Origin of the sequence: Terriglobus roseus DSM 18391 (genome assembly GCF_000265425.1) — a bacterium.
Classification (GTDB): Bacteria; Acidobacteriota; Terriglobia; order Terriglobales; family Acidobacteriaceae; genus Terriglobus; species Terriglobus roseus.
The window spans coordinates 3,479,363-3,496,108 of record NC_018014.1 but is presented as its reverse complement, the minus strand read 5'-3'; the positions used below and the strand labels follow the sequence as shown (position 1 = coordinate 3,496,108).

Sequence of the window (16,746 nt, the reverse complement as noted above, 5' to 3'; positions counted from 1 at the left end):
CAACGCCAGCCGTTCTCCTGCATTACACATCGCAACGATTCACCGCCTGCAGCAGGGCTGCACGTGGATCGCCAAGCGGCTTGAACTCGTGCGCTACATAACCCTGAAAGCCGGTCGCAGCGATACCACGCATCACGCCATCCCACTGAACTTCCTGATTATCATTCAAGTCATTCCGCCCCGGAACGCCGCCCGTGTGGAAGTGGCCGATGTACGCAATGTTCTTCTGGATGGTGTTGATCAGATCACCTTCCATAATTTGCATGTGGTAGATGTCGTAGAGCAGCTTCACATGAGAGGAGCCAACCTCCTTCAACACCTGGACGCCCCACTCCGTGTGGTCTGCCATGTAGTCCTTGTGATTCACCTTGCTGTTCAGCAATTCGATACAAAGCGTTACACCGGCATCTTCCATCATTCGCTTCATACGGTTCAGGCCGACAATGGTGTTCTTCGCACCCTCTTCATCGGACATGCCATTGCGGTTGCCGGAAAATGTGATCAGGTTCGGAACCCCCGCCTTCACCGCCGCGGGTAACGTCTTCCGCAGGGCTGCTTCGATCGATGCGTGGTTCGCCGGATTGTTAAGGCCATCCTTGATCGTGCCTGCACCGGCGTAACCCATGGCACACGTCAGTCCATATTTCTTCGGGGTCTCAAAGTCCTCCGGCTGTAAAAGATCAATGGCCTTCAGGCCGATGTGAGCGCCGTAGCGGCACAGCTCATCCACGCTGAGTTCTGGATAGGGTCCCTTGCATACGGACTGCTTGATCCTGCCCTTGCGAGCAAGCGGAGCACCCGATTCTGCGGCGTCCTGCTTCTGGCCAGGCAACAATGCGGGACTCGCTGCAAAGGCTGCGCCGGCAAGGCTCCGCTGTAGCATGGCGCGGCGCGAGATAGTTGGCATGGGTGACTCCTGTGCAGGCAGTTTCGGTGAATAAAGCGCGCTTAAATGGCGGCTTCGGTACTCCATCTTGACCGCTATTGCAGGCGGACGATGAAGAGATCGTTGGCCTGCATCTTAGCTGTCGCCAGACACGATGCACAAGGCGATTGGAGGCAAAGAGCATTACGTGCCGCAGCGTCAACATTTCTAAAACGTTGTTTTTGCGACGCGGCTTCTGGCGTCTGCTGACCGCTCACGTTTGACGTCCTCAGATACCTGCAGCAGGCCCTCCCATCCCCAGCCCTCCACGCAGAGCGCTGCTGAGACGGAGCCTTGAACGATCGCGTCCAGCGGCCCAAGACCCTCGGCGTAAGCAGCAAGCGCACCTCCACAGAACGCGTCGCCCGCCCCGGTAGTATCGACAACGGCGCGCGCAACACTCGGTAAGCGGATGCAATCATCGCTACCGGCAACGTGTGCAAGCACGCCCGCCTCGCCCATCTTGATCGCGATCAGCGAGGTGTTGGGTGCGTAATCGCGCAGCCTCCGTAACGCAACCGTGGGCGGCAGTCCCGGCAACAGTCTCGCGACATCCTGCTGACTGGGCAGATACAGATCGACAAGCCGTATCAGATCGATATGCGCCTGCGCCGACGAACCATCCTGTTGCAGGTCGTGATTGTCTACATCGAGTGAGAGTGTGCTCGCGCCCTGCTGCCTCAAATGCGCGATAAGCGACTGGGTTCGCAACAGAGGCATCGCTGCAAGATGCGCGGTCGATTGCGTTCCGGTCGCAGCATCTTCGCTCGTAGGGCAGAAGCCTGACCAGTCGCGATCGCGGTTGCGGCTGACGAAATGTCGTGTGCCATCGTCCTCGTACAGGCCCCAGTTGCGCATCGTGTGAGGAATGATCCGGCAGCGTGAGCAGTCGACACGCGTCAGCAGGGACTGGGGATAGTCCCCCCCAAGCGGTGCGACTGCCGTTGCGCCACCCGTCCACAACGCTGCCCCCAGCGCCGCATAGGCCGCAGTGCCACCGGGCACGCCCCATCGCGTGCTGCCGTCTGCAAAGACCAAATCGTCTATCGCAAAGTTCCCGAACACCGCAGGGTGGTCGCTCATACCTTGCTGACGTGGTTGCCGGGACTTCCCGGACGAACGAGCGTGAACTCCATCAGTGTGGAATTATGAAAGACCGTGCTGTACAGGCCGTGACTCTGCTTGCCAGTCATATGAATCTCACGCACCAGCAGCAAGGGAAATCCCTGCTTCACTTTCAGCAGGTCGGCATGGCGTTTGCCGGCTGCTACGGCCGTCAACGACGCTTCGCTGGAAAGCAATGGCATCTGCAGCTTGGTCCGCATGAAGTCATAGATGGATCCGCCGTCGAAGCTCTGTATCAGCTGCAGCGTCTCCTCCGGCCTCTCCTGCAAAGCGATGTAGTCGTACGCAACCGCCAGTGGCTTCCCGCTGATCAACCGCACGCGAAGAATCTCTGCTACCGGCGAGCTGGCTGATATCTGCAACGCGGTTGCAACCTCTGCTGTCGCGGTCAGGCGTCGCACCTTTAGCTCTCGAATGCTTGGTTCCCCGCCGTTCGCGCGAATCAACGCAGACATCGAATGCATCGAGTTCAGCGGACTGCTCAGTGTGACGGGCGGATCCGTCACAAACGTGCCCATGCCATGCCGGATCGTGAGTAAGCCTTCAAGCGTCAGCATGCGCGTAGCCTCGCGCAGCGTCTGCCGGCTCACGCCCAGGTCGCGCGAAAGCTCTACCTCGCTCCGCAGTTGTGATCCACGCTGCAGTGCGCCCTGCTGCACCTGCTCCCGAATGGCATTCGCCACACGCGTCGCAAGGTTCTCACGCGGCATGCCGCTCCAGATACGGTCGTTGAGGGTTGCACTTGCACTGGGATCGATGCTGCGGGGAGGCATGGTGCCAGAGTACGGTACGCAACGCTTCCCGCCCAAATGAAATCGGTCGTTAGATGTCAGAGGTCTGACGTCTGACGCGATTCATCTTTGACTCACCCTTTTGTGACGAGCCGTTCATCTTCACGCCGTAGCGTCGCTGCATATCAATTCAGCGGCCGGCAATCTGAAAACCCTTGCCGGAGACGTGCCACCGGAGCATTGCACTTCGGAGGTCGCTGCAGTGCGCCCAACATACTGCTTTCGAAGCCCCTGGGGATCGGAGCCGCTCTGCACCGCTGACTTCACCAGCCCTAGGGAACACGGCCAGGAGTGCCAACGTATGAACAAGTCAGTCCCTCTCTCTCGTCTCTTCTTCTCCGCTTCCTCACGCACCGTATTGCTACCCGCACTAAGCCTCGTCGCTGCCGTCTGTGTTCCGGCGCCGGCAATGTATGCACAAAGCCAGGCAATCGACGGCAACATTGAAGGCTACGTCCGCGCCATGGACGGCAACGCTCTCGCCGGCGCGTCGGTACGTGTGCAGAACACGCAGACCGGCCTCGTGCGCGAAGCAACCGCCGATGACGACGGCTACTTCCGCGTTCAAATCCTGCCGCCCGGTACGTACTCCGTACTAACAGCGAAAGATGGCTTCTCGCCGCAGCAGCAGACCGGCATCGCCCTCGCGGCCGGTCAGGTACAGACGCTGCGTGTCGCACTGCCCGTCGGTTCCGTTGCAACCACCGTCGATGTCACCGCGGACACGCCCGTGATCGAAACCGGTCGCACCAACGCCTACAACAACATCTACACCGCGCGCGAAGTCCAGAACATCCCCGTCCCGGGCCGTAGCTTTCTCGATCTCTTCGTGGTCAACCCCGTCGTCAACGCGCCGCCACTCTCCACGGGTGGATCCGGCACAGGCACACCCTCGGTCTCCTTCGGCGGTCTCGGCTTCCGGCAGATCAACGTCGACGGTGTCAGCAACAACGTCCAGGGCGGCGCTCGTAACCTCGTCATCAGCGAAGACGCATTAAGCGAAGTCCAGGTCGTCACCAACTACTCGGCAGAGTTTGGCCGCCAGGCAGCACTGCTACTCAATGCCGTGTCAAAGTCCGGAACAAACGATGTGCATTTCGGCGGCTTCCTCTTCGCTCGGAACAAGGCACTCTCCTCGCGCCCCTTCCTCTTGTCCGACGCCACCCCGACACCGCAGTTCTCGCGCTATAACTACGGCGGCACGGCAAGCGGCCCCATCCGCAAGGACAAGGGCTTCATCTTCGGCAGCTATGAACGTTGGCAGCAGGATGCGCCGCAGGTCTCCACCTTCGGCGGCACAGCGCAGGCCTCTGCAGCAGCCCAGTTGGGCATTGCCCCTGAGGACATCGCGTCGTTCAACGGCAGCTTCCGCGCCCACACCATCACGGTGAAGTCTGACTTCGTCCTCAACCAGTCCAACCGCCTGGTGCTTCGCTACAACTACTATCGTGATCGCGAAAGCCCATTGGGCAGCGGTCAAATCACCCGTCAGGTAGCCAGCCGCTTCGACGAAAGTCCGCAGTCCGGCACCGCGCAGCTCGTAACGACCTTCGGTGCAAACAAGCTGAATGAGTTCCGCTTCCTCGGCATCAAGCGCGACATCTCAAACGGCGTCATCAGCCCGCTGACGCCGCAGATCACCATCTCTGGTGTCGGCAGCTACAACGGCAACCAGGACGGCACATTCGTTTCGTACGAGTCGGGGTATCAGATCGTCGATAACTTCACCTGGAACCGCGGCAATCACGCGATCAAGGCTGGCATCGAGATTCTGCCCGCATCGTTCAAGGAACGTACGCGCAATCTGAACGGCACCTTCACCTTCACCGGTCTGACCGCGAACGGCACGCGGGCCGCGGTCACGCCGCTGCAGCAGGCCATCAATGCGCAGTCAGGCACCATCGACCCTGCAACCGGTCGCCCTTACACGTACACCCAGTACACGCGTGCCACGGGTCAGGAGTTCACCACATCGCGCGTCGTCAACCAGGGTTACTTCCTGCAGGACGACTGGCGCATCAACAGCCGCCTGAAGCTGACCTACGGCATGCGCTATGAACTCTTCCTGCGTCCCGACGGCGTCGCGAACCCGGCGTACCCTGCAACCGGCAACATCCCGCAGGACTACAACAACTGGGCGCCTCGTCTCGCAGTAGCCTTCGATCCCACAGGCGACGGCAAGACCGTACTGCGTGCCGGCTACGGCATCTACTACAACACCACCGTAGCGCAGACCTTCAACACCTTCCGTCGGGGTAACGGCGTTGCTGTGCGCAATCTGACGGTCACACCCACACAGGCTGGCGCACCTGCCTTCACCACCGGTCCTGTGTCCATCACCGGCAATGCGGCACTTCTGCCTTCGGACCTCTACACCTTCGCATCAGAGTTCCGCGATCCCATGGTGCACAGCTACTTCGCAACGATCGAGCGCCAGCTCATGAAGAGTCAGTCGCTTGCGTTGTCTTACTTTGGCAACCGTGCACAGAGCCTGCCTTACTCGACCCCATCCAATCTCGCCGTCACAGGAACCGCGCCGAACGGCGGACCGCTCTACGGCGGCACCACCAATCGTCCCAACCCGGCTTTTGGCAATATCTACACGGCAACCTCTGCGGGCTACCAGAACTACAACGGCTTTGTCGCCGTGTTGACGCAGCGCGCCCGTGGCGGCCTCAGCTTCCAGGCCGCATACAACTACCAGAACGTGAAGGGCCTGTCCTACCTCAACTCGTCCAACGCCTTCACCAACTTCGGTGTCCTCACAACACCCTCCAACCCCGCAAACCCTTCGCAGGATGTGGGCCCTGGCGACTTCAGCCAGCCGCACCGCTTCACGCTGACTGCCGTCTACGACACGCACTTCTCCTTTGCAAATCGTGCGACTGCGTTACTTGCCAACGGCTGGACAGTGACGTCGCGCATGGTGGCCCAATCCGGGCTGCCGTTCTCTGCGCTCACCGGTCAGGATAACAACGGAGACTTGCTCTTCAACGACCGCCCCGTCGGCTCTACCTACAACGCCTACCGTCTGCCCTCGTATGCGGAACTCGACTTCCGGCTCGCACGTGATTTCCGTGTTCGCGATCGGAGCACGGTCCAGTTCATCGCAGAAGTCTTCAATGCGCCGAACAAACTCAACGTAACCAATGTCAACAAGACCTACGGTCCCGGCGCGACACCGAACGCCACCTTCAACACGGCAACATCCGCCGAAACCGCCCGCCAGTTCCAGTTGGGAATTCGCTTTACCCGCTAACACCACACGCTGTTGGAACTTCAGGGAGAACACATGCGAACTTCGTTTTTAGCAACGTTCATCACCGGTACATGCCTGGTGGCGGGTAGCTTATGCGCCCAGGCCCGACCGGCGACGGTGGTCCTCATCTCAATCGACGGCATGAAGCCTGAGTACATAACACAGGCCGATGCGCACCACCTGCGCGTGCCCGTGTTGCGCAGCTTCCTCAAGCAGGGAACGTACGCCAAGGGTGTCATCGGCGTCGTTCCCACCGTCACCTATCCCAGCCACACCACCATGGTCACTGGTGTGTGGCCCACAGAACACGGTGTGTTGGATAACACTGTCTTCGACCCGATGCAGCAGCATCCCAACACTTGGTACTGGGACTTCGCAGACATCAAAGTGCCAACGCTCTACACGGCTGCCGACGCCGCCGGGCTGAAGACCGCCAACGTAGGCTGGCCCGTAACGGTCGGTGCGCCCATCGACTACAACATCGCGGAAGGCACCCAGTCCGAACATACGGATCGTCCCTCCGGGTCTCCCTACCACCCCGCCGATATCCTCGATCAGATCGGCGTCCATCCTTCGAAAGAGATCGATCAGGACGTCACGAAGACTGCGGAGACCGTCGCGATCCTGCATAAGTACAAGCCCAACCTCACACTCGTTCACCTGACCGATATGGATCATCAGGAACACGAACACAGCCCCTTCAGTGCAGAGGCAAACGCTGCGCTGGAAGTGCTCGATGGCCAGATCGGTCAGATCCGCGACGCGGCTCTCGCGGCCGATCCGCACGCAATCGTTGTCGTGGTCTCAGATCACGGCTTCCTCCGCGTCGATCACCGCGTAAACCTGAATGTGCTCTTGGCGAAGGCTGGCCTCATCCAACTCGGTGAGCCCAAGGCCGGCTCAACCAAGCCCACCATCACCGACTGGCAGGCCGAGGCATGGCCCGCGGGCGGATCGAACGCCATCATCCTTAAGAACCCGAAGGATGCAGCGCTCGTCGCGAAGGTGAAGCATGCGCTCGACGCTGCCAAGGCTGACCCCGCCAATGGCATCGAAGCCGTTCTCACTCACGACGAGATCGTCGCGCGTGGGGGCTTCCCGAACGCAACCTTCCTGGTGGACTACGCGGACGGCTTCGACCCCGGCAACGCCTTCAGTGGAGATGTGGTTCAGGATGCTCCATCGACCGGCATGCACGGCTACCTGCCATCACGGCCCGCGATGCAGTCTGCGTTCCTGATCCAGGGGGAGGGCATCGCGGCTGGGCGCAATCTCGGCGTCGTCGATATGCGTCAGATCGCCCCAACCCTCGCGCAGATCCTCTCGATCAAGCTGCCTACGGCCAAGATGCCTGCACTTAGGGTTCGCTAAGCTGCCCCCTGAAGGCAAGGATTCGTTCGTCGCTGATTTCTTGAACGGGGCAGGCCTGCTGGCTGGCTGTTGCGGATTGTTCCGCCCGACAGCCAGCCTTTTCTCTGAAGACTTGCCATCCGGAATGCGCCACACTCTTAAGCGCTTTGTTCCTTTGCCGGTTCATCCTGCGGGCCTTTGAGCTGGCAATGATGGCGAGGACGCAATCTGTCTTCACCTCGCCGCGATTCTTGGCAATAATAGAGGTGCCATGTCTAAGCAACAGTTTCAGACCGAAGTTAGTCAGCTCCTGCAGCTGATCGTCCATTCGCTTTACTCGCACCCAGAGATCTTCCTCCGCGAGCTGATCTCCAACTCGTCCGATGCGCTCGACAAGCTGCGGCACCTGACGCTCACCGACGACAAGCTGAAGAGCCTCGTCGGCAATGGCATCGATGCGCCGCGCATTGATCTAACGCTCGACGAAGAGAACAAGACGCTCACGATCTCGGATACCGGCATCGGCATGAACGAGGAAGACCTCGTCGCGCACCTCGGCACCATTGCACGTTCCGGTACCAAGAACTTCCTCGCGCAACTCTCCGGAGATGCGAAGAAGGATTCCAACCTGATCGGCCAGTTCGGCGTCGGCTTCTACTCCGTTTTCATGGTCTCGGACAAGGTCGAGGTTCTCTCGCGCAAAGCCGGCGAAGACAAGACGTTCAAGTGGACCTCAGACGGTAAGACCGGCTTCGAACTCGAAGAAGCAACAGGCGACGATGCCCGCCCCACCGCCGGCACCACAGTCCTCATTCATCTGAATGAAGAGGGCGCGCAATACGCCAGCGGCTATCGCCTGCAGGAGATTGTCAAGAAATACTCCAACCACATCGCGTTCCCCATCTTCCTCACCTACGAGAAGAGCGACTGGAATGCCGAGAAGAAAGAATCAGAGAAGTCTCGCGTCACCGAACAGGTCAACGCCGCCAGCGCCATGTGGCAGCGCTCCCGCTCAGAGCTGACGGATGAGGACTACAAAGAGTTCTACAAGTCCATCACAGGAGACTGGGAAGATCCGCTCTTCTGGTTCCACACACGGGCCGAGGGCACGCTCGAATACACGACGCTCTTCTACATCCCGTCCAAGGCCCCGATGGACCTCTACCAGGCCGATTACAAGGGCGGCATCAAGCTCTATGTGAAGCGTGTCTTCATCATGGATGACTCGAAAGAGTTGCTGCCGCCTTACCTCCGCTTCGTACGCGGCATCATCGATTCGGAGGACCTGCCGCTCAACGTATCGCGCGAGATCCTGCAGCAGAACAAGGTGCTCACCAGCATCAAGACCGCCAGCGTCAAGAAGATCCTCTCTGAGCTGAAGACCATCGCCTCGAACGATCCGGAGAAGTACGCGCCGTTCATCGCGGAGTACAACCGGCCCTTGAAGGAAGGTATCTACGGAGACTTTGCGAACCGCGATGCCTTGCTCGACCTCGTCCGCTTCAAGACCACTAAAGCGGATGGCCTCACCTCACTCGCCGAGGTGAAAGGCCGCATGCAGCCCGATCAGAAGGCGCTGTACTTCATCACGGGTGGGTCGGAGAGTATGCTGCGCAACTCGCCGCTGCTGGAGATCTACAAGAAGAAGGGAATTGAAGTACTCCTGTTGGACGATGACATCGACGAGATCGTCTTCTCGTCTGTTCCCAAGTATGGCGATCTTGATCTGAAGGCAGTCAACTCTGCCACGGCCTCTGAAGACCTAAAGGACGAGACCGCACCTGAGAAATCCGAGGAGTTGAAGCCGCTGCTTGAAAAGATCAAGGCAATGCTCGGCGACGCTGTCAAGGATGTCCGGGCATCGTCGCGTCTCGCGGACAGTCCTTCCGTCATCGTGTCGGACGAGGACGAACCCAGCGCCCGCATGCGTCAGATGATGCGCGCCATGGGCCAGAAAGAGCTGCCCGAGCCGATGCCAACCCTTGAGATCAACCCGGATCACGAGATCATCCGCAAGCTGCTGACGGACCCCAGCAACAGCAGGGTCGAAGATGCTGCATGGCTTCTCTTCGACCAGGCACTTCTGCTCGAAGGTGTGCCACTGAAGGACCCCGCCGTCTTCGTACAACGCCTGAACCGTGTTCTTAACCAGTCCATCTAGGGCTCACCAAACGCAAGCGCCTCCTGTAAGGGAGGCGCTTGCGTTTTGCCCGATGTCCGGTGATCGCGCCTCCGATCTGCCGAGAACCCGGCTGAATTTGGCGTTCCCGTTAACCGCCTTTTAACTGCCCCTTCTCCGCTCTCTCGCCTGCTCCACCTAAGCTTTGCAAAATGCATCCCCGCTGCCCGCTCGGGCAGCCCCCTTTGCTTGTGTTCCGCTCACCCCTATGAGCGGGGCATCTTTTGCTGAACTTATTTGGAGAGTCATGAGTTTTAGATACTCGCGTTCGTTAGCGGCCATCGCTGTGATGTCGTCTGTTTCTGTGCTTTCAAGTTACGCCCAGTCCACGCAGGGCTCGCTGCTCGGTTCCGTAAGAGATCCCAGTGGCGCCGCAGTCAGCGGAGCCACCGTTCGTCTCACCAATACGGAGACCGGCGCCACCAGTACCGACGTTTCAGGAAGCTCCGGCGAGTTCCAATTCATCAACATTAGCGCCGGTAAGTACCAGGTCGAGATCTCGGCCGCAGGGTTTAGCCCACAGGTCTTGAAGAATCTCCGGCTGACGGCACGGCAATCGTTGCGTGCCGATGCCACGCTCTCCATCGGCTCGTTGCAGCAGGAGACGACTGTCGATGCGAATGCGGCCGGCACCATTGAAGTAGATTCTGCGTCGATCGACGCAACGCTCTCCGCGACCGAAGTCCGTGACCTTCCCGCAAACTATCGTGCCAGTTCAAACGGCACCAGCCCTCTCAACATGATCCAGACGCTGCCCGGCGTGCAGAGTGATACGAACGGCCAATTCTCTGTGCAGGGTGGTCTTCCTTTTCAGACAGACGTCACTGTAGACGGCATTACAACGCGCAGCGCAACCGGTGGAAACACACCGCTTCAGAACGCCTTTCCTTCTGGCGACTCTATCTCAGAGATGCGTGTGGACGGCGTGCTGAACCCGGCCGAGTTTGGTCAACCCGGTGAAGTGACGACCACCACGAAGAGCGGTACCAACGCGCTTCATGGCGCCATCTTCTGGTATCACCAGGACTCGGCTCTCAACGCAACGCCCTGGGGTTCACTCAATAAGCCGAAGCTGGTGACGAATGACTATGGCGCCACACTCGGTGGACCGGTTGTCATCCCGCATCTATACAACGGACACAACCGCACCTTCTTCTTTGGAACGTATGAGGGCTATCGCAGCCCACGCACGCAGCCTTACACGGCGACAGTACCTACTGCGGCGATGAAGCGCGGCGACTTCACACGCGTCTTCGGCACATCCAATCTGACCACGCCGACCGGCGGTAGATACCCTCTGAACGCGGTGCCGATCAATGCCGTCTCGCAGAAGTTTCTGCAGTTCTTCCCGGATCCAAATCTCGGAGACACCAGCACCTTCGTCCCCGGCCAGATCGACTACAGCACCAACAAGGATCAGTCGCTCTTCTCGAACCAGTTTGACGTGCGCGGCGATCAGTACTTCGGACAGAAGGCGCTGGTCTTTGCGCGCTTTACCTGGAAGAACTACGAGCAGAATCAGCCGCAGCCGCTTGCCGTGCAGTCCAGCAAACAGACATTCCAGGACCGCATCTTCCTGGTGGCAGGGAACTACAACTTCACACCCAACCTTGTGAACGAGTTCCGCTATGGCTTTACCTTTGACACGAACGGCAACACCAACGGCTTCGACGGCCGCGGCTTCACCGACGGGACAGGGCTGCAGGGTCTGCAAAACCTCTTTTACAACGGCATTTCGCAGCTGAACTTCGGCAACCTGACAAGCCTGGATGCGGCGCGCCTTACGTCGCAGACCAAGTCACGCACACACGTCTTCGTGGATAACCTGACGTGGGTCAAGGGTCGCCACAGCATGAAGTTTGGCCTGGATATCCGGCGCATGCAGGCGGTCACGCCGCTCGGTTTCAACGGTGCCGACAACTACGGCACCTTCGACTACTCGCAGGCGCTTTTTACCGGCAACGAGTTCGCAGACTTCCTGATCGGCACACCGAACACGACCTTCTACGACGTCGTGCAGTCCGATAACGACGGCCGCGCCAAGCACTATCACTTCTATGCGCAGGATCAGTGGCACGTCTCCGATCAACTGACGCTGAGCTACGGCCTTCGCTACGAGTACCATCCCGCATATCACGATCCCAGCGGTAACATCGGTAACTTTGATCCGTCTGTGGCGAAGTCAGGCCGCGTCGTCTACCCCACGGGCAAGGGCGCGCTCGTGTCGCAGCCATATCTTGCGAGCTTTAACTCCTGCGGCCTGGGAGCGAGCTCAGGCGTTGCCGCTGCCAACGGCGCAGCATGCACGCCGACCGTTGATAACTCACAGGCCGGCCTGCCTGATGGTCTGCGCACGGCGGTCAAGCTGCGGTTCGCCCCGCGGTTTGGCTTTGCATGGCGTCCGCTGGGCAACAATCGCACGGTACTGCGCGGCGGCTACGGTCTGTACAACATCACGCTGCTCGGCTCTAACTTCTACTCGCTTACCGGAACGCTGCAGGCGAACACGGTGCAGTACAGCAACACTAAGACGGCCGCAGGCGCGTCGTACGCATGGCCGCAGATCTTCGCAGGTGCCGGTTCCACGGGCGGTGCGGGCTTTGGCCAGGCTTACTTCGGTACAGCGAACGACATTAACTGGAAGGATCCGTACTCGCATCAGTTCTCGCTCTCGGTGGAGCGTGACATGGGCAAGGGATACGGCCTGCGCGTGTCGTACATCGGCATGACCACGAAGCACCTGGTCTGGGCGCCAAACCTGAATGACATGCCGTACTCAAACACCGTCTCGGCCTACAACCAGCCGCTGTCGGCGCGTCCGTTCCCCAACTGGGGCGTCATCAACACTCGCTCGACTGGCGCGTCGTCGACCTACCACTCAGGCCAGGTGGACTTTCATCACGCGGTGGGCGGCGGGTTGACCTTTGACACGACGTATACCTTCGCGAAGAACCTGGGCAACAACCAGGGACCGAACTCGAACACCTTCGCGGGCGAGAGTGGCGGTTCGCGCGCAAGCTGGGGTGGCAGCCCGGATGTTGACTTCGGTCAGGCTGCAGGCACGCGTCGTCATCGCTGGAATACCACGCTGCTGTATGCCCTGCCGGTGGGTCGTGGCAAGCAGTTCGGTGCCAACATGAACCGTCTTACCGACCTCGCGATCGGCGGCTGGCAGTTGAGCAGCATTTTCGTATGGCAGACGGGTCCGTTCCTCTCGCCATACTTCCCCAGCGGTCAGGGCGATCCCTCGGGAACCGGCTCGGGTCTCAGCAGCTCCGCGGTTGGCGGCGCACTGCCGGGACGCCAGCAGAAGGTGGATCGTGTCGTCGGTGTAAGCCCTGTGCCTGTCAGCCGCAGTGCAGCGCACTGGTTCAATGCCGGCGCCTTCACCTGCCCCGGCAATCCCACATGGACACCGGGCTCGCAGTGCAACACGGGCCGCGGACGTGCGGGCGATCTCGCTCCCATCGGACGCTTCGGCAACCTGCAGAACAACTCCCTGGTCGGCCCAGGTCTGGTGAATCTGTCAGCCGGTCTCAGCAAGAACTTTGCCATCACGGAACGGGTCGGTCTGCGCATGGAGGGTACGTTCACCAACATCCTCAACAAGGCAAACCTGACGTACCCCAACATGAATCTGTCGAGCGCTGCCTTCGGTCAGATTACGAAGTCCGTAGATGGCGACTTTGGCGGGGCGCGTACTGGACAGGTTTCCGCACGCATTCAGTTCTAGCCTGGTTCTGTTCACCACACGCGGCAGCCGGCCAACGATACCGGCTGCCGCGTCTAATATTTGGGATGAAGCTCTTCTTATGACGACACGCCGCGACTTTCTCCGCACCATGGCCGCCACGGCTGCCAGCGCATCTCTGGTACCGCCGAGCATCGCTCGTGCGATGCAGATCCTTCCCAGCCATCGCACGGGAACCATCCGCGACGTGGAGCACGTCGTGATCCTCATGCAGGAGAACCGCTCGTTCGACCATTACTTCGGCACCATGCGCGGTGTGCGCGGCTTCGGCGATCCTCGCCCGGCGCTGCTGCCCAATAGCAAGCCGGTATGGCACCAGCCCGTCGCAGGCGTGCATACAAAGAAATACAAGGATCGCGGCCTGCATCCGGACGCGAAGCACGTGCTGCCGTTCTACATCAATCCGCAGCGCACCACGGAGTTTCAAGCGGGCACCGATCACGGTTGGAGTTCCGGTCACCTGGCATGGAACGAAGGCCGCTGGGATCAGTGGATCAACCAGAAGCAGGATGTCCTCACCATGGGCCACCTGCGCCGCCAGGATCTTGGCTACCACTACGCCCTCGCCGATGCCTTCACGCTCTGCGACAGTTACTTTTGCTCAGTGCATGGGAATACGGCGCCGAACCGTGTGTATCTCTGGTCGGGCACGATCGACGCCGCAAACGCGTACGGCAAGCGCAAGAATGGCCCCGGCCTGGAAGAACGGCACCACGTCAACGGCTATACCTGGTCCACGTATCCTGAGCGGCTGGAGAAGGCCGGTGTCTCCTGGAAGCTCTACCAGGGCGGCTCCGGAGTCCCCGGCGAGCCGGTCGACAACTACACCGATAACTCGCTCGAGTTCTTCGCGAACTATCAGGTCAAAGAGGGCGCCGACCCGAATGGTCGCCTCGTACGAAACGGTGTGACCGACCATACGCTGCGTGAGTTTCGCGAAGACATTCGCAAGGGCCAGCTGTCGCAGGTCTCATGGATCGTGCCTCCCTACAAGTACTCCGAACACCCGGAAGCATCGCCGACCGACGGTGCCTACTACCTGTCGTTGGTGATGGACGCGCTGACAGAGAACCCCGAGGTCTGGAGCAAGACCGTCTTCCTCATCAACTACGACGAGAATGATGGCCTCTTCGATCACGTCGTGCCGCCCATGCCACCGTCCAGCCTCCAGCCCGGATCGCGCGGCATGGTCTCCGAAAGCCTGCACGCAAGCCTGCAGGACGAGTTTGTTGATGTCGATCGCCTCACCGACAAGAGTCATCCACTGGTGCCCGGCGCCGATCCTGGGGGGCGGCAGCCCATAGGCCTCGGTCCCCGCGTGCCTCTCTTCGTGGTCTCGCCATGGAGCAGCGGTGGATGGGTGAACTCGCAGGTCTTCGATCACACATCGGTCCTGCAGTTCCTGGAGAAGCGCTTCCGCGTCGACGAGCCCAACATCAGCGCATGGCGTCGCGCGGTCTGCGGCGACCTGACCTCCGCCTTCGACTTTTCCAACCCGGGCCGCGAGAAGCATCAGTCCTTTCCCGCGCCGAAGCCGATCGTCTCGCTGCATGAGCCCTACTCCGTTCCGAAGGATCAGGTCATGCCGGTCCAAGAGACAGGCACACGTCCATCACGGGCCCTGCCGTACGCGTTGACCGTCAATTGCCATGTTGAAGCCGATCGTGTCTGGCTCGAACTCGCAAACCGCGGGAAGGCAGGTGCCGCCTTCTACGTCTATGACCGCACGGATGCGGACGCTCCTCCAAGGCGATACACGGTAGCGGGAGGGGACACGCTCAAGGACTTCTGGATGGTGCCCGACGGTCATCGATACGACCTTGCCGCGTACGGCCCCGGCGGTTTCCTGGCGCATCAGGCCGGCATCGCGCACACCAGCTTACCTGTGGTCACCGTCGCAGCCGACGCAAATCGATCGCTGCAGGTGTCGGTGGTTAGCAAGGATGCGGCTGGACAACACTTGAAGCTGAGTGAGTCTTATACAAAATTCACAAAGGCCCAGAGCGTCGACGTCGGAGCGAACATGAGCCTTCCCGTCGATGTGAGCACTTCCGGAGGCTGGTACGATCTCTCGATCGAGATCGGCGCACTCAATCAACAGCCGTCCGTCTTTCGTCGCTACGCTGGTCGCATTGAGAACGGCGAGCACAGCCACAGCGATCCCTTCTTCTCGCAGGCTTAAACCGGCCGAAGGAGAAACTCGATCGGCTCTACCGCTTCGGCCGGCTCCGAATCCGCCACGGAATCGTCCCTCAACTCAAAGTTGGTCAGGCCTACGCCGACCAGTCGATAAAGCTGCTGCGCCGGAAGGTCGACCCGGTCGCGGAGCCCCAGGGCTGTGCTGATGAGATCCTCACACGTTGAGACTGGCGTGCGAGGCGTCAGGCTTCTTGTGAGCGAGTTGAACTCTTTCGTCTTCAGCTTCAGCACAACCGTCTTTGCGCGGCGGGCATTACCCTCTGATGCCTTCCACACCTTCTCCGCCAGGCGGCACACATGCGCCTCAAGTTCGGTCAGCGGAAGGTCTTCCGGGAAAGTGTCCTCGGCTGAAACCTGCTTCCTCACCCGGTTCGAAACGACCGGGTTGTGATCGATGCCCCGCGCCAGTTCGTGAAGTCGGAGGCTATAGCTTCCGAAGTGCTGCTCCAACGTCGCAAGGCTCATGGCGTAGATGTCACCCACCAGCTTGATGCCAGCCTCCGCCATCCGTGCCTCCGTCACCTTGCCGACGCCGGGAATCCTACCGACAGGCAATGTCCGCAGGAACTCCTCTGCTTCGTGTGGCTGAATCACAAACTGCCCATTCGGCTTGCGCCAATCGGACGCGATCTTCGCCAGGAACTTATTCGGAGCAATGCCCGCTGACGCGGTCAGGTTTAGCTCGTCATAGATTTGCTGCCGGATGCTCTTCGCGATGAGAGTCGCCGTCGGCAGGCTGGTCTTGTTCGTTGTGACATCGAGATAGGCCTCATCGAGCGATAGCGGTTCGATGGCATCGGTATGCCGCTCGAAGATCGCGCGAACTGCATGGGACACCGCTTTGTAACGAGTGAAGTCCGGCGGCACAAATACGGCCTCGGGACAGAGCCTTTCGGCGCGCACCGCGGGCATCGCGGAACGGATCCCAAAGCGCCTCGCCTCATACGAGGCAGCGCACACCACGGACCGGGGGCCCTTCCACGCAACCACCACGGGACGCCCACGCAACGCTGGATCGTCACGCTGCTCCACAGACGCGTAGAAAGCATCCATGTCCACGTGAACGATCTTGCGCGTTCCGAGGAGTGACATCCCGGGAGTGTGCACAACTTCAGAAGCACTCACAGAAACAGTGTGCCATATTCGCCAAATGTTCGCCTAATCGCT

Annotated in this window: 9 protein-coding genes; 5 read left to right on the top strand and 4 right to left on the bottom strand. The window is 60.1% G+C overall.

Translation table 11 applies throughout. The features are described from left to right. Positions 1-22 precede the first annotated feature (22 nt). The 3 genes from TERRO_RS14270 to TERRO_RS14260 form a co-directional block, all read right to left on the bottom strand. Positions 23-907, bottom strand: a complete 885-nt coding sequence (locus TERRO_RS14270; RefSeq protein WP_014786396.1) for a hydroxypyruvate isomerase family protein — start codon at positions 905-907, stop codon at positions 23-25. A 186-nt stretch (positions 908-1,093) separates the two neighbouring features. Further along, complete coding sequence (locus TERRO_RS14265; protein WP_014786395.1) at positions 1,094-2,008, bottom strand: carbohydrate kinase family protein; 915 nt, start codon at positions 2,006-2,008, stop codon at positions 1,094-1,096. Beyond that, positions 2,005-2,823 (bottom strand): GntR family transcriptional regulator, encoded by an 819-nt coding sequence (locus tag TERRO_RS14260; protein ID WP_014786394.1) that lies wholly within the window; start codon positions 2,821-2,823, stop codon positions 2,005-2,007. Before TERRO_RS14260 ends, TERRO_RS14265 begins: the two co-directional genes overlap by 4 nt. A gap of 319 nt (positions 2,824-3,142) precedes the next feature. Here TERRO_RS14260 and TERRO_RS14255 point away from each other — a divergent pair, with 319 nt between their 5' ends. From TERRO_RS14255 to TERRO_RS14230, 5 genes are all read left to right on the top strand, one after another. Next, entirely contained in the window at positions 3,143-6,100 is a 2,958-nt protein-coding gene (locus TERRO_RS14255; protein ID WP_014786393.1) for an outer membrane beta-barrel protein, read from the top strand. Positions 6,101-6,133: 33 nt separating this feature from the next. Then, the gene (locus tag TERRO_RS14250) at positions 6,134-7,471 is read left to right on the top strand and encodes an alkaline phosphatase family protein (protein ID WP_014786392.1); all 1,338 of its coding nucleotides are present in this window, start codon (positions 6,134-6,136) and stop codon (positions 7,469-7,471) included. A gap of 250 nt (positions 7,472-7,721) precedes the next feature. Continuing rightward, positions 7,722-9,611: a molecular chaperone HtpG gene (gene htpG / locus TERRO_RS14240; RefSeq protein WP_014786391.1), complete on the top strand. Its 1,890-nt coding sequence runs from the start codon at positions 7,722-7,724 to the stop codon at positions 9,609-9,611. 265 nt (positions 9,612-9,876) lie between these two features. Beyond that, a complete protein-coding gene (locus TERRO_RS14235; RefSeq protein WP_014786390.1) occupies positions 9,877-13,362 on the top strand; it encodes a TonB-dependent receptor in 3,486 nt (1,161 codons plus the stop codon). 79 nt (positions 13,363-13,441) lie between these two features. Next, positions 13,442-15,562: a phosphocholine-specific phospholipase C gene (locus TERRO_RS14230; RefSeq protein WP_014786389.1), complete on the top strand. Its 2,121-nt coding sequence runs from the start codon at positions 13,442-13,444 to the stop codon at positions 15,560-15,562. On the opposite strand, the gene dinB is transcribed toward TERRO_RS14230, so the two are convergent. Next, entirely contained in the window at positions 15,559-16,671 is a 1,113-nt protein-coding gene (gene dinB, locus TERRO_RS14225; protein ID WP_014786388.1) for a DNA polymerase IV, read from the bottom strand. The two genes, TERRO_RS14230 and dinB, sit on opposite strands and share 4 nt — an antisense overlap. Positions 16,672-16,746: the final 75 nt, after the last annotated feature.